At 66.1% G+C, this 19,880-nt stretch carries 24 protein-coding genes and 1 tRNA gene; 14 read left to right on the top strand and 11 right to left on the bottom strand.

What is annotated here, in order from left to right; translation table 11 throughout:
- Nucleotides 1-28: 28 nt before the first annotated feature.
- Nucleotides 29-2,416, bottom strand: a complete 2,388-nt coding sequence (locus EAH76_RS11585) for a TonB-dependent receptor (RefSeq protein WP_140850317.1) — start codon at nucleotides 2,414-2,416, stop codon at nucleotides 29-31.
- 376 nt (nucleotides 2,417-2,792) lie between these two features.
- Between EAH76_RS11585 and EAH76_RS11580 the strand changes: the two genes are divergently transcribed.
- Together EAH76_RS11580 and EAH76_RS11575 are read left to right on the top strand one after the other, a co-directional pair.
- Nucleotides 2,793-3,341 (top strand): division/cell wall cluster transcriptional repressor MraZ, encoded by a 549-nt coding sequence (locus EAH76_RS11580; protein ID WP_241659643.1) that lies wholly within the window; start codon nucleotides 2,793-2,795, stop codon nucleotides 3,339-3,341.
- A gap of 22 nt (nucleotides 3,342-3,363) precedes the next feature.
- On the top strand, nucleotides 3,364-3,546 hold the full coding sequence (locus EAH76_RS11575; RefSeq protein ID WP_161989025.1) for a hypothetical protein: 183 nt from the start codon (nucleotides 3,364-3,366) through the stop codon (nucleotides 3,544-3,546).
- Nucleotides 3,547-3,550: 4 nt separating this feature from the next.
- Here the strand turns inward: EAH76_RS11575 and EAH76_RS23935 are convergent, their stop codons facing one another.
- Together EAH76_RS23935 and EAH76_RS11570 are read right to left on the bottom strand one after the other, a co-directional pair.
- A complete protein-coding gene (locus EAH76_RS23935) occupies nucleotides 3,551-3,697 on the bottom strand; it encodes a hypothetical protein (protein WP_161989024.1) in 147 nt (48 codons plus the stop codon).
- Entirely contained in the window at nucleotides 3,694-4,242 is a 549-nt protein-coding gene (locus EAH76_RS11570; protein ID WP_241659642.1) for a hemerythrin domain-containing protein, read from the bottom strand. Before EAH76_RS11570 ends, EAH76_RS23935 begins: the two co-directional genes overlap by 4 nt.
- A 194-nt stretch (nucleotides 4,243-4,436) precedes the next feature.
- On the opposite strand from EAH76_RS11570, the gene EAH76_RS11565 reads away from it, so the two are divergent.
- Nucleotides 4,437-5,066 (top strand): PRC-barrel domain containing protein, encoded by a 630-nt coding sequence (locus EAH76_RS11565; protein WP_140850313.1) that lies wholly within the window; start codon nucleotides 4,437-4,439, stop codon nucleotides 5,064-5,066.
- Between the two features lie 17 nt (nucleotides 5,067-5,083).
- Complete coding sequence (locus EAH76_RS11560) at nucleotides 5,084-5,509, top strand: pyridoxamine 5'-phosphate oxidase family protein (RefSeq protein WP_140850480.1); 426 nt, start codon at nucleotides 5,084-5,086, stop codon at nucleotides 5,507-5,509.
- 9 nt (nucleotides 5,510-5,518) lie between these two features.
- On the opposite strand, the gene EAH76_RS11555 is transcribed toward EAH76_RS11560, so the two are convergent.
- Nucleotides 5,519-6,403: a DUF4886 domain-containing protein gene (locus EAH76_RS11555; protein ID WP_140850312.1), complete on the bottom strand. Its 885-nt coding sequence runs from the start codon at nucleotides 6,401-6,403 to the stop codon at nucleotides 5,519-5,521.
- 126 nt (nucleotides 6,404-6,529) lie between these two features.
- The gene (locus EAH76_RS11550; RefSeq protein ID WP_140850311.1) at nucleotides 6,530-6,793 is read right to left on the bottom strand and encodes a DksA/TraR family C4-type zinc finger protein; all 264 of its coding nucleotides are present in this window, start codon (nucleotides 6,791-6,793) and stop codon (nucleotides 6,530-6,532) included.
- 147 nt (nucleotides 6,794-6,940) lie between these two features.
- On the opposite strand from EAH76_RS11550, the gene EAH76_RS11545 reads away from it, so the two are divergent.
- The 8 genes from EAH76_RS11545 (at nucleotide 6,941) to EAH76_RS11510 (ending at nucleotide 13,804) form a co-directional block, all read left to right on the top strand.
- Entirely contained in the window at nucleotides 6,941-7,222 is a 282-nt protein-coding gene (locus EAH76_RS11545; protein WP_140850310.1) for a CsbD family protein, read from the top strand.
- Between the two features lie 76 nt (nucleotides 7,223-7,298).
- The gene (locus EAH76_RS11540; RefSeq protein ID WP_140850309.1) at nucleotides 7,299-7,562 is read left to right on the top strand and encodes a hypothetical protein; all 264 of its coding nucleotides are present in this window, start codon (nucleotides 7,299-7,301) and stop codon (nucleotides 7,560-7,562) included.
- A 120-nt stretch (nucleotides 7,563-7,682) separates the two neighbouring features.
- Entirely contained in the window at nucleotides 7,683-8,774 is a 1,092-nt protein-coding gene (locus EAH76_RS11535) for an extracellular catalytic domain type 1 short-chain-length polyhydroxyalkanoate depolymerase (RefSeq protein WP_140850308.1), read from the top strand.
- Between the two features lie 75 nt (nucleotides 8,775-8,849).
- Entirely contained in the window at nucleotides 8,850-10,364 is a 1,515-nt protein-coding gene (locus EAH76_RS11530; protein WP_140850307.1) for a cation:proton antiporter, read from the top strand.
- A gap of 65 nt (nucleotides 10,365-10,429) precedes the next feature.
- Nucleotides 10,430-10,882, top strand: coding sequence for a DUF4126 domain-containing protein (locus tag EAH76_RS11525; protein WP_140850306.1), 453 nt, complete (start codon nucleotides 10,430-10,432; stop codon nucleotides 10,880-10,882).
- Nucleotides 10,879-12,273 carry an FAD-containing oxidoreductase gene (locus EAH76_RS11520; RefSeq protein ID WP_140850305.1) on the top strand — a complete coding sequence of 465 codons (1,395 nt, stop codon included), beginning with the start codon at nucleotides 10,879-10,881 and terminating at the stop codon, nucleotides 12,271-12,273. The genes EAH76_RS11525 and EAH76_RS11520 overlap by 4 nt, the downstream gene beginning before the upstream one ends.
- Complete coding sequence (locus tag EAH76_RS11515) at nucleotides 12,273-12,578, top strand: UBP-type zinc finger domain-containing protein (protein WP_140850304.1); 306 nt, start codon at nucleotides 12,273-12,275, stop codon at nucleotides 12,576-12,578. The genes EAH76_RS11520 and EAH76_RS11515 overlap by 1 nt, the downstream gene beginning before the upstream one ends.
- 530 nt (nucleotides 12,579-13,108) lie before the next feature.
- Entirely contained in the window at nucleotides 13,109-13,804 is a 696-nt protein-coding gene (locus EAH76_RS11510) for a sulfotransferase family 2 domain-containing protein (RefSeq protein ID WP_140850303.1), read from the top strand.
- Between the two features lie 224 nt (nucleotides 13,805-14,028).
- On the opposite strand, the gene EAH76_RS11505 is transcribed toward EAH76_RS11510, so the two are convergent.
- The 4 genes from EAH76_RS11505 to dapB form a co-directional block, all read right to left on the bottom strand.
- Nucleotides 14,029-14,105, bottom strand: a tRNA-Arg gene (locus EAH76_RS11505).
- A gap of 41 nt (nucleotides 14,106-14,146) precedes the next feature.
- Nucleotides 14,147-14,515 carry a hypothetical protein gene (locus EAH76_RS11500; RefSeq protein ID WP_140850302.1) on the bottom strand — a complete coding sequence of 123 codons (369 nt, stop codon included), beginning with the start codon at nucleotides 14,513-14,515 and terminating at the stop codon, nucleotides 14,147-14,149.
- Between the two features lies 1 nt (nucleotide 14,516).
- Nucleotides 14,517-15,191 carry an endonuclease III gene (nth, locus tag EAH76_RS11495; RefSeq protein ID WP_140850301.1) on the bottom strand — a complete coding sequence of 225 codons (675 nt, stop codon included), beginning with the start codon at nucleotides 15,189-15,191 and terminating at the stop codon, nucleotides 14,517-14,519.
- Complete coding sequence (gene dapB / locus EAH76_RS11490) at nucleotides 15,188-15,916, bottom strand: 4-hydroxy-tetrahydrodipicolinate reductase (RefSeq protein ID WP_140850479.1); 729 nt, start codon at nucleotides 15,914-15,916, stop codon at nucleotides 15,188-15,190. The genes nth and dapB overlap by 4 nt, the downstream gene beginning before the upstream one ends.
- A 172-nt stretch (nucleotides 15,917-16,088) precedes the next feature.
- Between dapB and EAH76_RS11485 the strand changes: the two genes are divergently transcribed.
- Nucleotides 16,089-16,790, top strand: a complete 702-nt coding sequence (locus EAH76_RS11485) for an NAD-dependent deacylase (protein WP_140850300.1) — start codon at nucleotides 16,089-16,091, stop codon at nucleotides 16,788-16,790.
- A gap of 104 nt (nucleotides 16,791-16,894) precedes the next feature.
- Complete coding sequence (locus EAH76_RS11480; protein ID WP_194150975.1) at nucleotides 16,895-17,170, top strand: GCG_CRPN prefix-to-repeats domain-containing protein; 276 nt, start codon at nucleotides 16,895-16,897, stop codon at nucleotides 17,168-17,170.
- A 67-nt stretch (nucleotides 17,171-17,237) separates the two neighbouring features.
- Here the strand turns inward: EAH76_RS11480 and era are convergent, their stop codons facing one another.
- The gene (gene era / locus EAH76_RS11475; protein ID WP_140850299.1) at nucleotides 17,238-18,143 is read right to left on the bottom strand and encodes a GTPase Era; all 906 of its coding nucleotides are present in this window, start codon (nucleotides 18,141-18,143) and stop codon (nucleotides 17,238-17,240) included.
- 193 nt (nucleotides 18,144-18,336) lie between these two features.
- Nucleotides 18,337-19,764 (bottom strand): cysteine--tRNA ligase, encoded by a 1,428-nt coding sequence (gene cysS, locus EAH76_RS11470; protein ID WP_140850298.1) that lies wholly within the window; start codon nucleotides 19,762-19,764, stop codon nucleotides 18,337-18,339.
- Nucleotides 19,765-19,880 lie beyond the last annotated feature (116 nt).

The raw sequence follows: 19,880 nt of genomic DNA, 5'->3' as shown, positions 1-19,880 counted from the left end.
TGGTCTCCAAGGGTGCAGAGCGCTGGGATCAATATTTTACCGTCCCGCGCACCCCGAAATAGCGCTGCGCATCGCGCGGCACCTGCAGACGCTGATACGAGGGCGCGGACACGCCATTGCCCGCCGGCGTGACGAAGCTGACATAATATTTGTCGGTCAGGTTCTTGCCGATCAGGCTCAGCTCGAACTTGCCGTCCTTGCTGCCGAGCGTGATGTTGGCATCGAGCAGCGCATACGGCGCCTGCTGGGCGAGCGGCGTCTGGTCGAGGTCGAAATTGATCCGGCTCGAATAGCTGACCTGCGAGCCGAGCTTGACCGTGAAGGGCAGCGCATCCTCGAGCGGCAGCCGCCAGTCGGCGCCGAGGTTGAACTTGTGCTTGGGCGCGAAGGGCAGCGGCTTGCCGTTATGCGCGAGGCAGGTGGCGAGATTGGCCGCTGACAGCGTCGGTGCGCACGCGAAGGCGCGGATCGTGCCTTCGTTGTAGGTGTAGCCGCCGTTGAGCGTGAAATGATCGGTCGGCCGCAGGCTGAAATCCGCCTCGAACCCGCGCGAACGGACGCGCCCGGCATTGGTCAGCGTGACGAAGGTCTGTCCGCCCTGCGTGACGAAGCTGTTCGCCTGGAAATTGTCGAGCACCTGGCTGTAGAGCGCGGCGTTCAGGGTCAGCCGGCGGTCGAAGAATTTCGACTTGATGCCGAGCTCGAAGGCGTTGCTGGTCTCAGGGGAGATTGGCGCGGTATTGTTCGCGGTCATCGAATAGAAGACGTTGAGCGCCGGCCCCTTATAGCCGCGCGAATAGGTGCCGTACGCCATCAGGTCGGGCGTGACCTGATATTGCAGCCCGGCCTTGCCCGATACGCCGTTCGCGCTCGTGCGTTGCGCCGAGGTGAAGGCGCCCTGGATGCCGGGGCGAAGCGTCGCGTCGGCGACCGAGACGGTGCGCGCGAAGCTGTAGGACACGCTGTCGTGCGTATAGCGAATGCCGCCGATCAGCTTGAGATGATCGACTACCTCCCACGTCGCCTGGGCGAAGCCCGCCTGGCTGCGGAACTTGGTGTTCCACGCCGCGGGGCCGTTCGAGCTGACGAAGGTGCTGACGCCGGGCGCGGTGCTGCACGGCCGGAAGCCGGTGGCATCGATTGCGAGCGTCGATGCCGAGCAGAAGCTGTCCGACCGCGTGAAAGTGTCGTCCTCGTCGGTCCACCAGAAGAAGCCGCCCGCGACATATTCGAAGCGGCGCCCGCTCGGCGAGGCGATGCGGATTTCCTGGCTATATTGCTTGAAGTTGAGCCGGCCGTCGTCGCGCTGGTCGATATTCTGCGTCGCCGCAGCGGGCGTCGCCGCCGAGGCGACCGCGACATATTGCCCCGATTGCGACCCGAAATCGCCGTCGCGCAGCTGGCGGTTCTTCCAGTTGCGATAGGCGGTGATCGAGGTCAGCGTGTAATCGCCGAGCTTATAGTCGAGCGTCGCCGAGACGCCGGTATTGGTGTCGGTCGTGCCCGGCGTGAAATTGTTGTTGAGGTCGCGATTGCCGTAGCGTGGCACGACTGGGCGCTGCTGCGGCAGGAAGATGTTGCTGAACTGCGCGTTGGGGATGAACGTCCCCAGGATGTCACCGCAGCAATCGTCCTTTTCGTGGCTGTAATCGGCGGCGATGCCGACGGTCAGATCGCCGAACTCGCCCTTGAGCTTGCCCTTGATCCCGAACTTCTCATAGCCGTTCACCCAGCTGTTGTTGAACACGTTCTTGGCGTTGCCGTCGTAATTGCCGTAATAGCCGCTGAGCAGCGCGCCGACGTTTTCGCTGAGCGGGCCCGAGACGGTCGCGCTCGCGCGATATTCGGCGCGGTCGTAATAGGCGGCGGAGGCTTCGGCTTTGAACGTCTTGGTCGGTGCACGCGTGACGATGTTGAGCGCTCCGGCGCTCGCATTCTTGCCGAACAGCGTGCCCTGCGGCCCGCGCAACACTTCGATCCGGTCGAGATCGGCGAATTCCTGCGTCGCCATGCCCGAGCGGCCATAGACGACGCCGTCGATGATCGTCGAAACGCTCGGCTCGGCGCCCGACGCGAAGGACTGCGTGCCGAGCCCGCGGATCGCGATCGTCGAATTGACGTTGGCGGTGCCGCGCTTGAAGGTCAGCGACGGGACGACCTTGTCGAGCGTCTCGGTGCTGTTGATATTTTGCGCGCGCAACGCGTCGCCGCTGACGACGGTGATCGCGACGGGGACGGTCTGCAGGTTTTCCGAACGGCGCTGCGCGGTGACCACGATATCGCCCGTATCAACGGGCGCGAGGTCGGCGGATTGCGGGGCAGGGGCTGGCGGTGCGGTCTGCGCTGCCGCTGCGCTAGGGGCGGCCATGAGGCTCGCCAGAGCCAGCATACTTGCCGACATATATACGGTTTTCATGGATTCCCCTCAGACATGCTCTTTGGCTGCGTTGTCTCGGCCTGACCACATTTTCTCGTTTTTCGTCAAGTGGTAAGGTAGGTTTCGCTAATGATACCGCTAACATTGCCGATAACCTTCAGCGGAATACCTGCTACCGCCGAAACGGGGATACGGTAAAAACACGGGCGCTCATCATACGGCGACTTGGTGATATCCTAACAGCTTCGCACGAAACGATTTTTTACTTCAACAGGGAAACCATCTGGGTAGACTTACGATATTCCGACTGACGTGCCTGTCGCGTTAACCATCGTCGTGCTTAGTCAAGGGATCGGCGATGGACGAAATGTATATTGGCAGTGCGCTGTGCGAAGTGACGTCGGGCGGCGAGCTGATGCTGCCGCGCCGATTTTTCGACACCGCGCGAGCGCGCTGCATCGATGACTTCCTGTTGATCGGCCTGCACGAGGAATCGCCCTGCCTCGTCGCGTTCGACCGGGTCTATGTATTGCAACGCCAATTCGACGTCGCCGAGCGGTTTGCCAAATCGCCGGGCGGATACCAGGATCATCATCGGCTGCGGCGGCTCTACGGCTTCGTCGACGAGGCGCCGCTCGCCCCCGATGGGATGCTCCAGCTCCCCGCGATGATGCGCGTACGCGGCGGTATCGGCAGCGCGGCGCTGCTGGTCGCGAGCGGTCCGCGGTTCGAGATTTGGGATCTGGCGCAGGTGCTCGCGCACGGGCCGTCGGACTTGGTCACGCTCGCGACGCTGTTGCAATCCAACCCGGTTACCAAGGATGTCGCTAATGACGGTATTGTGTCTCCTGCTCGGTCATGCGCCAGCCCTCACGCTGCAACGCAACCAGCGCTTTGTGTTCAGCCACTGCCTCCGCTGTCGCCACGACATGATCCGATCGGACGGCGGCGGGGCATCGGCTGACCCGGTGCGAGGGTGGCGGCGCGTGCCAGCGGGCATGCGGGTGCGGCGCACCGCAGCAGAGCGCGCCGTACCAAGCCCTCGAGCGCCACGCTCGGGCACGCCCGACCTCCTGCGGATCGGCGCGATCGCCTTGTTCTGGATGGCGCAGGATGCGCTTCGCGAGCGCCAGAAACGCCCCCGAATCCTGCGGCTGACCGCCGAGTGAGCGATTAGCCGCCCTTGGCGCGATCCGCCTCGGGATAGTCTTCGGGTCTCACCGGGGCGATGTTCGGGCGATCGGCGACGTCCTCCTGCGGGAGGCCGCCGTCGGTCACGGCATCGTCCGCCTGATCCTCTGATGCGCGCGGGTCGGTCATGCCGCGACCTTCCCGGTATAGCGCGCGAATTCTTCCGAATAGCGCTGCGTGATCAGCGCCTGTTCGGTCGCGTCCACATCATCGGCCAGTTCGAGGAACCAAGTGCCTTCCTCCGAATAGACGTGATGCGCGACCGCGCCGCGGATATGCTCGAGCTTGTCGAGATAATCCTGGCTCATCGGGTCGAGCCGTTCGAGCAGCCCCATCTCCATCTTGGCGGCGGCCTGCTCCTGATAGGCGAGCTCGGCATGGCCGACCTGCTTGTCGGCGGCGAGCGCCGGGTAGATCGCGGCTTCCTCGGCGATTGCGTGCCCGGTGAGGATCAACGCGAGCGCCTTTTGCGCGGCGCGGCGCGCCTCGGCAGTGCTGGCCGCCTTCACCGCGGCGAACGCGCTCTCGATCTGGCGATGGTGATCGAGGATCTGCGCGAGCCAACTGCCGGGTGTTGCCGCGGCTTCGGCCTTGGCGCGCGCTTCCGCGCGGGCTGCATCGCTTTCCGGCGGCGTGATTGCGGCGATGGCTTTGTCCAGAATAGACACGGGCATTCTCCGATTGGCGGGTTCTCCACCTTCAACCCGCCAGCGCGCCGGCCCGTTCCGGGAAAATTGCGCCAACATACCGAAAGAAAAAGAGAATTAACCTCGCTCAAGTCACCGGATATTCTAGCGTCGCAGCCGGACACATTGCTGATCCCGCCCGTTACGGGTGCGCAGCACCTCTGACAGAAGGTCTCTTCGAAATGGCGACGCTCGGCGACATGGCTGGCTGGGTGGCACCGGCGGCGACGATGATCGCGGCTGTGATGACCGCCGCCAACCTCGGCACGCGCGTGACGGGCTGGGGGTTCATCGTATTCACGATCGGTTCGGTCGCCTGGTCGAGCGTTGCGATCGGCACGGGGCAGCAGAATCTGCTGTGGACCAACGGCTTCCTCACCCTGGTCAATCTCGTCGGTATCTGGCGCTGGCTCGGGCGCCAGGCGCGCTACGAGGATGGCAGCCGCACGGCCGCGTCGCGCAGTCAGGCCGCGCGCGTGCCCAGCCTGTTCTCGATCGGTGCCATCACCGGGGCACGGCTCACCGGGCGCGACGGCGCGGTGATCGGCACCGTGGTCGATGGCATGATGCGGTGCAGTGACTCGGCGCTGGCGTATGTCGTGATCAGCGAAGGCGGGGTCGGCGGCGTCGGCGAACGGCTGCGCGCGTTGGATCCGGGCGAGGTGCGTTTCTCTGCCCAGGGTCCGATCTGCGATCTCGACGCCGCGGCGCTCTCGCGGCGACCATTGCTTGAACCCGGCGCCTGGCCGGTTTCGCTCGAGGCTCTGGCGGAACCCTCGTCGCGACCGCCGGTTGTCGCCCTCACACAATAGGAGAGCAGCCGGTGCCGATGACCCTCGAGGATCTTTCCGCGGCGATGCGCAAGATCGACTTCACGATGCTGACGACGGTCGCACCCGATGGCGGGCTCGCCGCGCGCCCGATGAGCAATAACGCCGATGTCGACTATGATGGCGACAGCTATTTCTTCGCGCTCGACGATACGCAGACCGTGGCCGAGATCGCGGCGAATCCCAAGGTCGGGCTGACGCTCCACGGCAATTCGGGGCTGCTCGGCAAGCCGCCCTTGTTCATCGCGGCGGCGGGCGAGGCCGAGCTGATCCGCGACAAGGCGATGTTCGCCGAGCATTGGAATCCCGATCTCGAGCGCTGGTTCGAGCAAGGCGTCGACACGCCCGGGCTCGTGCTGATCAAGGTCCATGCCGAACGGCTGCATTACTGGAACGGCGAGGACCAGGGCGAGGTCCGGCCCTAGCGGCGTCCGCTAGCGGCGCGGACGCGTCTCTGCGGCGAGCTGGTCGTGCGCGACGCGTTGCAGCGCGGTGGCCTGCGCCGGCGACAGGCCAAGCTCGTCGGCGGCGCTTTCCCCCTTGCCGAGCGTCAGCGGATCGACCCCGGTGATGCGGCCGAACACGACCAGTGCCTCGAGATAATAGCCGTACACGCTCGCATGGTATTGGTCGTAGCTCCACAGATCGAGCTTGCCATAGGTCACACCGTCATAGGGATTGGCGTCGGCGACCCCGGTCAGGATCGCGCGGTTCCACGCCTCGCCGACGGGTAGCACGCCGAGCCCGCGCGTCGCGACGCGCGCGCGGTTGGCGGCGCCGCGCAGATCGAGCGCCATCGCGGTGACCGGGTGGCCATACCAATGCCCGCCCGGCCGATAGGTCTCATCGGCGCGGCTCCACGTCGCCATCAGTTCGATCTGCACCGCAGGATTGTAGCTTCGGAACAAGCCGGCGAGGCGTGGCACGCTGCGCAGATAGCCGCTGGCGTCGCCGGGGCGTCCGCTGTCGAGCGTGCTGAATTCCTGGAGCACGACGACGTCCCACGCGCGTTCGAACAGCGCGCGGCGCTCGTCATAATGAAAGGCGAGCGTCTTGCCGCCCTGCGTCTCGAGGCTGACGGCGTAATTGAGCCCGGCCTCCTCGGTGAATTCCTTGAACAGCGCCGGCACGCCGCCATAGCCGTCGCGGTTGAGGTCGACGACATTGCCGGCGTGCCAGTTGCGCACCGGCGAATGCGCGCCTTGGGTGAAGCTGTTGCCGATGAAGAGGATCGTACGCTGGCGCGGTTGCGCGGCGGCAGGGGTGATCGCGCACAGCGCCATCACCATGGCAAGCGCCCTGAAGCCGTTCATCGTCATCTTGCCCCTGTCTCGTCGATCCCGGTGCGGCCCTATCGGCAATGTCGCGCGCGACTGCAACGGATCGTTCGGGAAAGTGACAGACAGGCGACGGCGCGCCGGTGCGCGGCCGTTCCGACTGCGGGGCTAGCGCAGCTGGCTATCCTTGCTGCCGCGCCGGTTGATCCCGACGCTGCGAATCTGGGCATCGCGCTTCGACTGGCAGGCGATGCACGTGCGTGCGCCGGGCAGCGCCTGACGGCGCGCTTCAGGAATATCCTCGCCGCACTGCGCGCAAGAGTGCGCCGCCTCGCCCGCGAGCAACTGAGCCCGGGCTGCGGAGACCGCGTCCGCCACCGTATCGTCGATCTGATCCTGTATCGCGCCGTCCTGCGCCCAGCCGTTCGCCATGTCCGTATCCCATTCTCAATGATACGAAATAGGAAAGGTTCGGCGCTTTTCCACCGGTGTCCGGCTCTGTGTCGGGACCTTCTGCCGCAAATGCTCGTTATCGCCGCACGCGCGCCAAGACCGGCATAGCGCATGGAAAGGTCAATTATGAACAGCACGACGTTCAAGGGTGAAGCTCAGGATCTCGGTGGCACCGTCAAGGAAGCTGCGGGCAAGCTGACGGGCGATACGTCGCTGCAGGGTTCGGGCGTCGCCGATCAGGTTGTCGGCAATGCCAAGCAGGTCGCGGGCGCGGCGGTCGATGCCGTCTCGAACCCCGGTCCGCTGCTCGACAAGGCCCGTACCTTCGCGCGCGAGCGGCCTTATGCTACGGCAGCGTTGGTCGGCGTGCTCGGCCTCGCCGTGATGAACACGCTGCGCGGCAAGTAACGCCAGATCGCCACCGTGCCGCGACGGCACGGTGGCGAAACGCTGTTGGGGGACGAAGACAATCGAACGGCTGACTATGGGTGAAATCGATCGTCTCGTTCCCTCCGGCCTGGTCGAGCAATGGGCGATGCATTTGCGCCGCGAACGCTCGCGCGCGAGCGACGCGCTCTGGTTGATCGAGAATGGCTTTTCGATTCATGACGGTCGTCACGGCGTCCCGACCGCCGACGCGACCGAGCGCCATCGGCGCGAACTCGAAACGACGGTGCGCGAAGTCGCGCTTTTGCTCGAGCAATATGATGCGATCAATCTGCGCCGGACTCCGGATCCGGTCGGCTAGCGATGGCGCGTCGCGACGTGATCGCAGCAGGCGATGCCCTTTTTTCATTGTGCACTGCAGCATAATCCCTATCTCTAGAAACCAGCCGGCAGTTTGCGGGCACTATCGACGAGGCCCGGAATGCGGCGCATCTCAGACACGCTCGCCCGCATGGCGGCATATTCCTATCCGACCAACACCCCCGACATGCCGAGCCGGCTGACACCGCTCGCCGATTTCGGCAGCGATCCCGGCGCGCTCGGTGCCTATTGCTACCTTCCCCCCGATCTCCGGCCCCACGCGCCCCTGGTGGTCGTGCTGCACGGCTGCACGCAAACGGCCGCGGGGTACGATCAGGGCAGCGGCTGGTCGGCGCTCGCCGATCGCGAAGGCTTTGCCTTGCTCTACCCGGAGCAGCGCCGCGCCAACAACATGAACCTGTGCTTCAACTGGTTTGAGCGGAGCGACATCGCGCGCTCGGGGGGCGAGGCGCAGTCGATCGCACAGATGGTCGAGACGATGATCGCGACGCACCAGCTCGACCGCAATCGCGTCTTCGTCACCGGTCTCTCGGCCGGCGGCGCGATGGCGGCGGTGATGCTCGCCACCTATCCCGATCTGTTTGCGGCAGGCGCTATCATCGGCGGGCTGCCTTATGGCGGCGCGACCGGCATGTTGCAGGCGCTCGACCGGATGCGCGGGCACGGCGCCGCGAGCGCGACTGATGCGGCCGACGCGGTGCGCGACGCCGCGGGGCAGGTGCCGCGCCGGCTTCCTGCCGTGTCGATCTGGCAGGGCGATGCCGATCGGACCGTCGTGCCGCTCAACGCCGATCAGCTCGCCGGCCAGTGGCGCGCCGTGCATGGCCTGCCCGCCGCGCCGAGCGAGACGCGGGGCGGCCCGAACTGGGAGCAGCGCGTGTGGCGCGACGCGACCGGGCGCGCGGCGGTCGAGCAATGGACGGTGGCGGGAATGGGCCACGGCGTGCCGATCGATCCAGCCGGCCCCGAAGGACTTGGCGAGGCCGGCCCCTATATGCTCGATGTCGGGCTTTCGAGCAGTCGCGCGATCGCCGAGTCGTGGGGATTGCACCGCGCGAGCAGCGGCGCGAAACCCAAGCCTCGCCCGGACCGCACAACCGCGCGCCCGGCCAGCGATCGCGCGGAAGATCCGGCGAACGGCGTACAGGCGGTCATCGCGCGTGCGCTGCGTGCCGCGGGGCTGTTGCATTAAGCCGGCTGCCGACCCCGGCCGGCTGGCGGCCGCGCTGTGCCTGACACCGCCGTCGCCGCTTGATAGCCTCGCGCGATGACCTTTTTCGAAAGCCTGTTGGCGCTCCTGTTCGCGGCGATCGTGTCGCTCCAGGCGTCGCGCCGCCTCAATTTGCCGTATCCGGCGATGCTGGCGATGGGCGGGGTGATCGTGGCGTTCATTCCCGGCGCGCCAACGATCGTGATCGATCCCAGCACCGTGCTCGCGCTGTTCATCGCGCCAGTGCTGCTCGATGCGGCGTTCGATTTTCCGCTCCACGCCGCCCGGCGCCTGTGGCGACCGCTGTCGATCCTCGCGGTGGGGGCGATCCTCGTCACCACCGCGACGGTGGCGTGGATCGGCGTCGCGTTCGTCGGCCTGCCGCTCGCCGCGGCGGTGGCGCTCGGCGCGATCGTCGCGCCGCCCGATGCCGCGGCGGCGACCGCGGTGCTCGGCACGGTCTCGCTGCCCAAGCGGACGATCGCGGTGCTCAAGGGCGAAAGCCTGTTCAACGATGCGACCGCGCTATTGCTGTTCGGCGCCGCGCTCGCGGTGCAGGCGAATGGCGGGTTCAGCACCGGTGTCGCGCTGCGGCTCGCTTTTGCCGCGCCGGGCGGGATCGTGCTCGGCATCGCCAGCGCGTTCGCCTTCCAGTGGCTCGGCAAATTCGTCGCGGGGACGCTCGGCGGCAACATCCTGCAGTTCATCAACGCGTTCGCGGTGTGGATTGTCGCCGAGCATCTCGAACTCTCGCCCGTGCTCGCCGTAGTCGGCTGCGCGATGACGATCGCACGCGCTGGCGGTGATGGATCGCCGCGGATGCGCGTCCACAGCTTCGCGGTGTGGGCGACCGTGGTGTTTCTGTTCAACGTGCTCGCTTTCCTGCTGATGGGCATGCAGGCGCGGCTGATCGTCGGGCGGATGAACGCGGTGCATCTGTGGGATTCGCTCGAGGTTGCAGGCGTCGTGATCCTCGCTGTGATCGGCGCGCGGATCTTCGTAGTGATGGCGTGGAACCTGCTCGCGGCGCGCTTCGCGGCCGTGCGCGGGGATCTCTCGCCGCCGACGCTGGCGCAAGGCGTGTTCGTGTCGTGGTGCGGGATGCGCGGACTGATCACGCTGGCAACGGCCTTTGCGCTGCCCGCGGATTTCCCGCAGCGCGACGTCGTCGTGCTGACCGCGTTCGCGGTCGTGCTCGCCACGCTGATCGTCCAGGGTATGACACTTGCGCCGTTGATCCGCTGGCTCGGGCTCGATTCGGTCGATGATCCCGACGCCGAGCTCGCCGACGCGCGGCGCGATCTGGCGAAGGCGGGCGCTGCCGCGCTCGACGATGTCGAGGGGCGTGAGGCCGATCAGTTCCGCTATGCCTATTCGATGCTCGGCACCGCGGACGAGAAACGCTATCGCAAGATCGGCCTCAAGGGCATCGCCGCCGAACGCAAACGGCTCGAGGCGCTGCGCACCGACGACGCGCTTGGCGACGACAGCTATTACCGCCTGCAGGAAGAGGTCGATTGGCGCGAGCTGTCGCTGCTCCCCGAGGGCGAGCGTCGCATCGAGGAAAGCTAGGACTCGTTTGACCGCGCGCGGCGCGCATGGGAGGGACGGAGGTCTCCGCTCGAAGGAACAACTCGATGATCATGCTCGCGCTCTTGATCGGTATCGTCGCGGGGTCGCGCACGATGCTCGCGCCCGCCGCGATCGCCTGGGCCGCAACGCGCGGACTTGCGCTCGACGGCAGCTGGCTCGCCTTTTTCGGGTGGCGCTTCACGCCTTGGATCTTCTCGCTGCTCGCGCTCGGCGAGTTCGTCGGCGATGTCTTGCCGACCACGCCGAGCCGCAAATTGGCCGGGCCGTTCGGCGCGCGGCTGGTGAGCGGCGGCGTATCGGGCGCGGCGATCGGGGTCGGCGCGGGGATGCCGCTGGTCGGGCTGGGGCTCGGGCTGATCGGTGCCGTGGTCGGCACGCTCGGTGGCGCGGCGCTGCGCACCCGTCTGGCGGTGGCGTTCGGGCGCGATCTGCCTGCTGCGCTGGTCGAGGATGCGCTCGCGCTTGCCGCGGCCGCAATCGTGGTGTTCGCGCTGTGACCCGCAAGTTCGATGCGATCATCATCGGCGCGGGGCAGGCGGGGCCGCCGCTGGCCGGGCGGCTCACCGCGGCGGGAATGACCGTCGCGCTGATCGAGCGCAAGCTGGTCGGCGGGACCTGCGTCAACACCGGATGCATGCCGACCAAGACGCTGGTGGCGAGCGCCTATGCCGCGCATCTCGCCCGGCGTGCCGCCGATTTCGGGGTGCAGGTCGGCGCGGTGACGATCGATATGCCCGCGGTCGCGGCACGCGCGCACAAGGTGACGCTCGATGCGCGCGGCAGCAACGAGCGCTGGCTCGCCAAGATGGAGCGGCTGACCTTCCTGCGCGGCCATGCGCGCCTCACCGGGCCCACCACCGTGGACGTCGATGGCGAGGAACTGACCGCGCCGCGCATCTTCCTCAATGTCGGCGGCCGCGCCGCGGTGCCCGACATGCCGGGCGTGAGCGAGGTGCCGCATCTCGACAATACCGACATGGTCGTGTTGGCGCAGGTGCCTGAGCATCTCGTCGTCGTCGGCGGCAGCTATATCGGGCTCGAATTCGCGCAGATGTACCGCCGTTTCGGCGCTGCGGTGACCGTGGTCGAACGCGGCGACCGCCTGATCGCGCGCGAGGACCCAGAAATCTCCGACGCAGTCCGCCAGATCCTTGAGGACGAAGGCATTGCGGTGCGGGCGGGCGCGAACTGCATCGGCTTTGCGCCGCACGCGGACGGTGTCGCGGTGTCGGTCGATTGCCATGACGGCGAGCCGGTTGTGATCGGCAGCCATGTCCTGCTCGCGGTCGGGCGGCGCCCGAATACCGACGATCTCGGCCTCGACGCTGCGGGCGTGGAGACCGACGCGCATGGCCACATCACGGTCGACGACGGGTTGCAGACCAATGTCCCCGGCATCTGGGCGCTCGGCGATTGCAACGGGCGCGGCGCCTTCACCCACACCGCCTATAACGATTTCGAGATCGTTGCCGCTAATCTGCTCGATGGCGAGCACCGCAAGGTCAGCGCGCGTATCCCGGGCTATGCGCTCTATATCGACCCGCCGCTCGGTCGCGTCGGCGTTACGCAGGTGCAGGCAGCGGAGTCGGGCCGCCCGATCCTGGTCGCCACCCGCCCGATGACGCGCGTCGGCCGCGCGGTGGAGAAAGGCGAGACCAAGGGGATGATCAAGATCGTCGCCGATGCCGAGACCAAGCGCATCCTCGGCGCCGCGATCCTGGGGACCGGCGGCGACGAGGCGATCCACGGCATCCTCGACATGATGAACGCCGATCAGCCGATCGATGTGCTGCGCTGGGCAGTGCCGATCCATCCGACCGTGTCCGAGCTGATCCCCACCGTGCTCCAAAGCCTCGCGCCGCCGAGCGCGGACCCGAAGCAAGCCTGATGTCCCAGACGTGCGACCATATGGCGACGGTCAACGCCGTCACGCCGAGCGCCAAGGGATGCGAGGAATGTCTCGCGATCGGCAGCGCATGGCTGCACCTCCGGATTTGCCGCAGCTGCGGCCATGTCGGCTGCTGCGACGATTCGCCGCACCGCCACGCCACCGCGCATTTCCATGCGACGCGCCATCCGATCATCGAGGGCTATGATCCGCCCGAAGGATGGGGCTGGTGCTACGTCGATCGCATCATGGTCGATCTGCCCGGCCAGACGCCGCGGCGGGGGCCGATCCCGCGCTTCTATTAAGGCAGGGTAGGCCCCAAGCCCTTCGCCAGGGTGGCCTTTGATTTTGGAAACCGCCGGTGCGTAGCTTCGCGCGGGCGGAATCTTGTCTTCGGTACACCGCCGCCACCTGATCGTCAGGCAGACCGAGGCTTGCATTTGCTTCTCCGTTCCGACCTCCGCAACCGCGAGCGACGGGTCGTCGAGAACAACGCAGAGCTTATCGTGCCTGGCCGTTCCCGAAATCCCCCCGCTCGCTAACTGCGCAGGTCGCGCTGGACGATGGAGGGGGGCGATTCACGCTCCCTGCCTTTTCTGTATCGTCGTAGAATTCGTCAGTCGATGTCCCTGCAGAAAGGCTTGAGCGCCCGATCTCGCTCGATGAGCAGTACCATATCCTTCTGGCGGGGTAATAGGGATCGTGTATGATCAAGGTACCGCGATCGATTCGATATTCGGGCGAAAATAGGATCCATTTCAATTATTAGGCGTTTAGGTTGATTGGGAGATCAATAAATTCGTTATACAACCGAAATTAAATAAATAGAATTTTAATGACTACGATAGCCTATATTCACATTCCGAAATGCGCTGGTACGACGATGGTAAGCGTCGTAAATCGGCTGGATCTCAAGTGGTGGCATGTACCCGCCGGGGTCTATGTTGCTGAATATGATGCGTTTATCGGGAATTACGAGACCTCGTTGCGCGAAGACGCGAGCGCGAAGATATCAGACGAATATGATCTGATACTTGGGCATTTCTCGCAGCGAGACGTAATACGAAGTATTGGGTCTGAATCCGGTCTGCGTTTTGCAACGACGTTGCGAGATCCGGTAGAGAGATTGGTATCAGAATATTATTATAGCATATCAAAAACGCACAATGGTGCGGATGCGACACGCCGGCTGTTTCCGACATTTCGGGACTTCGTAACGACCAATACTGAGACTGAAGTCATAGCGCGGTTCTTGGAATCGTATCGCGGAGAGCCAGCGGATCGGATCGCGGACAGGCTGGTGAATCTCTATGCCTTTGTCGGGTTTACCGACCGGCTTACCGCCTCGGTCGATGCGCTTGCAAAGCTGTTCGGCCGATCACCCCCAGCTGAAATCGGCCTTGCAAATGTTACGGCGGATAAGCCTGCCACCATCGATTCGGATCTGGTCGAGATTATTCATGACCGAAACGCACGCGACGTGGCGATCTTCAATGCCGTAAAGCTCGCACTTGCCAGCGATCCTGTCTGAAGAGACGCTACCGGCTTTGCTGTAGCGGGGCGATCTCCGCTCGGCATTTGGGCACCTAGTGCACAATATTGGCCACTAGCGTACGTCCTCCGCTCCCCGTGCAGCCATGCTGCATCAGTAAATCCCGTTAATATCCCAATCTCGGCATCGTACCGAACGTGCCGCGTCGTCCACGCCGAATGGTCGCGGAACTTGCGCGCAGGATCTTGAGGATATTGCAAAGCTGGTGCACCCGACTGGATTCGAACCAGTGGCCTCTGCCTTCGGAGGGCAGCGCTCTATCCAGCTGAGCTACGGGTGCCTGAAGCTCCGACTAGCAAAGCCCGCGCGGCGACGCCAGCCCTAGTTGTGCGCGAGCGTCACCGGCTGGAATTGGCCGAGGCCACAGGTCGCGCCGGGCGACAACGCAGCGCCCGAGTACAGCACGGTGATCGTATCGGTCGAACACAACTGGCTGAGACTCGTCGCATAGCTGAAGCGCTCCTCGAACCCCAGGCTCGGGCACGCGAAGGGCAAGGTGTTGCGATAGGCGCGTTTGCCGCTCGTGATGAAGTCGATCGTCCGGTCGTCGCGCACGCGCGTTTCGCGGATCGATGCGAGCGGGATGCAGCTTTGCGGCACGCCGGCCGGGGTCGCTGCGGGAGTGCGGTCGCGGGCGACGCTCGGGGCGGCGAAGGCGGCGAGGGTGAGGGCGGCGAGCAACAAGCGCATGTCAGGGCTCCTTTGGCAGTATGGCGGGCAGCGCGGCCTTGGGCGGCGGCGTCTTGGGCTTGAACGCACAGAGATCGGCGACGATGCAGCGCCAGCATTCGGGCCGCCGCGCCTTGCAGACATAGCGGCCGTGCAGGATCAGCCAGTGATGCGCATGGAGCCGGAACGGCTGCGGCGTCGCCTTGTCGAGTTTCAGCTCGACCGCGAGCGGGGTCTTGCCGCGCGCCAGACCGGTGCGATTGCCGACGCGGAAGATGTGCGTGTCGACCGCGAAGGTCTCGGCGCCGAACGCGACGTTGAGGACGACATTGGCGGTCTTGCGCCCGACCCCGGGCAGCGTCTCGAGCGCGTCGCGGTCGTTCGGCACTTCGCCGCCGTAGACGTCAACCAGCCGCTGCGAGAGCGCGATGACGTTCTTCGCCTTGGTGTTGAACAGGCCGATCGTCTTGATGTGCTGTTTGAGCGCGTCCTCGCCGAGATCGAGCATCTGCTGCGGTGTCTTGACTGTTTCGAACAGCCGCCGCGTCGCCTTGTTGACGCCGACATCGGTCGCCTGCGCCGACAGCGCGACCGCGACGACGAGCTGGTACGGGTTGCCCGCCTCGAGCTCGGTCTCGGGGTGCGGATTGTCGGCCGCGAGCCGCGCGTAGAATTCGACGACGTCGGCGCGCTTCACACGCCCAGCACCTCGTCCATTCCGTAGCGCCCGGCGGGCTTGCCGACGAGCCACAGCGCCGCGGTGATCGCGCCGCGCGCGAAGATCGCGCGATTCTCGGCGCGGTGGCCGAGCTCGATCCGCTCGCCTTCGCCGGCAAAGACGACCTGATGATCGCCCGCGACCGACCCGCCGCGCAGGCTGGCGAAACCGATCGTCCCTTCCGAGCGCGCGCCGGTCAGCCCCGCGCGATCGGCGACGCGCGCCTCGGCGAGCGGAATGCCGCGGCCCGCCGCCGCCGCCTCGCCGAGCAGCAAGGCGGTGCCCGACGGGGCATCGACCTTGTGGCGGTGGTGGAACTCGGCGATCTCGATATCCCATTCGGGCCCGAGCCGGGCGGCCGCCTCGCGCACTAGTTTCGCCAGCAGCGTCACGCCGAGCGAGACGTTGCCGGTCTGCAGCACCGCAATGTCGGTCGCCGCGGCGTCGATCATCGCGTGATGCGTTGTGGCAAGCCCGGTCGTGCCGATCAGGATCGGCGTCCCCGTCTGCCGCGCGGCGGCAAGCGTACGCTCGAGCGCCGAGGGCGAGGAGAAATCGACCAGCACGTCCGAATCGTGCGCGAGGCCAGCAGGGTCGCCGCCCGCATCGATTCCGCCGGCCAGCGTCGCGCCCAGATCGGGGACGATCGCCGCCAAGGCATGCCCCATGCGCCCAGCGCTGCCAATGATCCCGATCGCGGTCACGCACATTCCCTTCCGATAGGTTCGCGGGCGCCTTAGCCAATGGCCGGGCGACATGCCATGCGCGATTTGCCTCAGGCCCTCGCGTGCCGGCGCGTTGCCCGTCTTGCGCGGCGGCGGCGGTTTGCCCGCGGCGACAATAGCAGCGGATCGTCCGATGGACTAAGGTCGACGGATGCAGGACATTCGCGCCATCGTCGTTCTCACCGGCGCCGGTATTTCGGCCGAAAGCGGCATCGCGACGTTTCGCGGGCCCGGCGGGCTGTGGGAGGGGCACCGCGTCGAGGACGTCTGTACGCCCGAGGCGCTCACGCACGATCCCGAACTCGTCCACCGCTTCTATGACGCGCGACGCGCGGCGCTGGCACGCGTCGAGCCCAATCCTGCGCACCGCGCGCTGGCGCGGCTCGACGCGGAATGGGACGGCGAATTGCTGATCGTGACGCAGAATGTCGATGACCTGCACGAGCGGGCAGGGGCCAGGCGCCTGCTGCACATGCACGGCGAGCTGCAATCGGCGCTGTGCTCGGCGTGTGACGTGCGGACACGCTGGCTGGGCGCGATGCCGCCGTGGGCGGTCTGCCCGGCGTGCGGGGCGGCGGCGCTGCGGCCCGACATCGTCTTCTTCGGCGAGATGCCATACGGCATGGACACGATCGAACGCGCGCTCGGGTCGGCGGACCTGTTCGTGTCGATCGGCACGTCGGGCGCGGTCTATCCCGCGGCGGGCTTCGTCCAGGGCGCGCGGCATGCCGGCGCGCGCACGCTCGAGCTCAATCTCGAGCGATCGGCGGGGAGCGCGTTCTTTGACGAAACCCGGCTCGGCGCAGCAGGAACGCTGGTGCCCGAGTGGGTCGAAGCGATCCTGGCGGGATGAGCGGGCAGGCCCGGCATGGCCATTTTGGAACGGGTTGCCGACCCCCTCGTTTGTCATGTCAGCCCGACGGGCTCTTGCTCTAAACGCTATATCGAGAGGGTATCATGAAAAAGCTTCTTGCCGCCATCCTCCTCACCGGGGCCGCGACGCTCGGCACCACCACCGCCGCCGATGCGCGCGACGGGTGCGGGCGTGGCGCGTTTCGCGGACCGGGTGGCCATTGCCGCGTGATGCGCGGCGGCCCTGCCTTTGTCGGTGGTCCCGCCTATCGCGGCGGTCCACGCCTGATCGTCGGACGCCGCTACGATCGCGGCTATTGGGACGGTCGCCGCTATTGGCAGAACCGTTATCGCCACCATGGCGGCTGGCGCTACCGCTAAGCTCTGACGTTGGTGTGCAAAGCCCCGTGCCGCAAAGTGCGGCGCGGGGCTTTCGCGTGCGCGGGGATCACTCGACCCAGTCGAGGCCCATGTCGCGATAGACGTCGCGTTCGTCGTCCCAGCCGGGACGAACCTTCACGTGCAGATAGAGATGCACCGGGCGGCCCATGATGCCGGCCAGCTCGGCGCGCGCGCGCGCGCCGATTTCCTTGATCCGCGCGCCGCCCTTGCCGAGCACGATCGCGCGTTGCGTCGGGCGTTCGACCAGGATCTGCTGGTGGATCTCGACCGATCCGTCCTCGCGCTCGAGATATTGCTCGGTCTCGATCGTCGAGGCGTAGGGCAGTTCGGCGTGGAGTTGCAGGTAGAGCTGCTCGCGCGTCACTTCGGAGGCGAGGCTGCGCTCGGTCGCGTCGGAGACCTGGTCCTCGGGGAAATGCCACGGCTCGGCTGGCATCCGCTGGGCCAGATGCGCCTTCAGTTCGGGCAGGCCATCGCCGGTCGAGGCACTGACGAAGAACACCTCGTCGAACTGCACCATCGCGGTCAGCTTCTCGGCATGGAGCAGCAGCTTGCCCTTGTCGGCGAGATCGACCTTGTTGAGGATGAGATATTTCGGCTCGGGCCGATGCGCGATCGCCTCGGCGATGGTGGTGACCTTCGACCCCAGGCCGCCCTTGGCATCGACCACCAGCGCCAGCACGTCGGCACCCTCGGCACCGCCCCACGCGGCCTGCACCATCGCGCGATCGAGCCGGCGCTTGGGTTCGAAGATGCCGGGCGTATCGACCAGCAGCAACTGCGTGTCGCCCTCGATCGCGACGCCCATCAGCCGGACGCGCGTCGTCTGCGCCTTGGGCGAGACGATCGCGACCTTCTGGCCGACCAGCGCGTTGACCAGCGTCGACTTGCCCGCATTGGGCGCGCCGAGGATCGCGACGAGGCCGCATTTCTGGGTGGGGGTGTCAGTCATCAGCGGTCCTTGGGCGGTACAGGCTCTGCAACAGGCTCGGGGCGGAGGCGACGGGACGCGGTCATCGCAGCCCGTTCGCCCTTAGCCCGTCGAAGCGTGCGTTCGAACCTGGCAAGTGCGCGCCAGTAAAGAAAGCCGCGCCCAATCGCCAGCGATAAGCGGAGGCGGGGAAGATGTGCGGTCTGCGCCGCCTTTACAGCGCGAGTTTCCAATCCCAACCCAGCGGATCGCCGTCCATAACCTCGACCCCGGCGCTGGCCAGAGCGTCGCGAATCGCGTCCGACGCGGCGAAATCCTTCGCGGCGCGGGCGTCCTTGCGCGCGGCGAGCTGCGCGTCGATCGCGCTTTCGTCGAGCGTTGCCGAGGTCGGCCGCAGGCGCAGCTCGGCGCGTTTCAGGGTCACAAGCTCGAGCCCGAGCACCGCGTCGAAACTCTCGAGTGCGCGCAGCCGCGTCGCCGGCGACAGCCGCTTGTCGGCGAGCAGCGCGTCGAGCGCGATCAGGCCGCGCGGGGTGTTGAGATCATCGCTCACCGCTTCGTCGAGCTGCGCGAGGTACGGCTCCGCATCGCCCTTCAGCACATAATCATCGCGCGCGCGCAACGCGTCGCGCGCGATCACCAGCCGCTTGAGCCGGGTGAAGGCGGCAGCGAGGTTCTCCCAGGTGAATTCCAATTCGCTGCGATACTGCGCCTGGAGGCACATCAGCCGATAGGCGAGCGGATGGACGCCGGCATCGACCAATGTCTGCAGACGCAGGAAGTCGCCGGTCGATTTCGACATCTTCGCGCCGCGGTCGACCAGGAAATTGTTGTGCATCCAGATGCGGGCGCCGCTGTCGTCGCAGCCGCAGAACGACTGGTTCTGCGCGATTTCGTTGGGGTGGTGGATCTCGCGGTGGTCGATCCCGCCGGTGTGGATGTCGAAGGGATGGCCGAGATGCTGGCGGCTCATCACCGAGCATTCGAGATGCCAGCCCGGCGCGCCCTTGCCCCACGGCGAATCCCATTCCATCTGGCGCTGCTCGCCCGGCGGCGAGCGCCGCCAGATCGCGAAGTCCTGCGGATGGCGCTTGCCCGAGACCGGGTCGATCCGGCTTTCGCCCTCATCAGACGTTGCGCGCGCCAGGCTGCCGTAATCGGGCACGCGCGTCGTGTCGAAATAGAGGCCGCCCTCGATCAGGTAGCAATCCTTCTCGATGGCTTGCGCAAAGGCGATCATCTGCGGGATGTGCTCGGTTGCGACGGTCCACTCCGCCGGCGGATCGATGTTGAGCCGCGCGATGTCGTCCTTGAACGCCTTGGTATAATGCGCCGCGATCTCCCAGATCGACTTGGCCTGCGCCGCGGCGGCCTTTTCCATCTTGTCGTCGCCGGCATCGGCGTCCGAAGTAAGGTGACCGACATCGGTGATGTTGATGACGTGCTTGGTCGGATAGCCCTTCCAGCGCAGCACGCGCCCGAGCGTATCGGCGAACAGGAAGGCGCGCATGTTGCCGATATGCTGGTAATTGTAGACCGTCGGCCCGCAGGTGTAGACTCGCACCAGCGCGGGATCGATCGGAACGAAGCGTTCTAGGCTGCGCGTGAGGCTGTTATAGAGCATAAGCTGTGTGGCGGTCATCCCGCTCGCTTACAGACCGGGCGAGCCCAAAGTCACGTAAAAGGTGACGGATCGCTTGAAACTTGGGGTCCTCCCGTGTAGGGCGCCCACCTTGCGACGCGGGCCGTGGGTTTGCG

It is taken from the genome of Sphingomonas glacialis (assembly GCF_006439055.1).
In the GTDB taxonomy this organism is placed as follows: domain Bacteria; phylum Pseudomonadota; class Alphaproteobacteria; order Sphingomonadales; family Sphingomonadaceae; genus Sphingomonas; species Sphingomonas glacialis_A.
The sequence above is the reverse complement of the archived record's forward strand: the minus strand, read 5'-3'. Positions and strand labels throughout refer to the sequence as shown.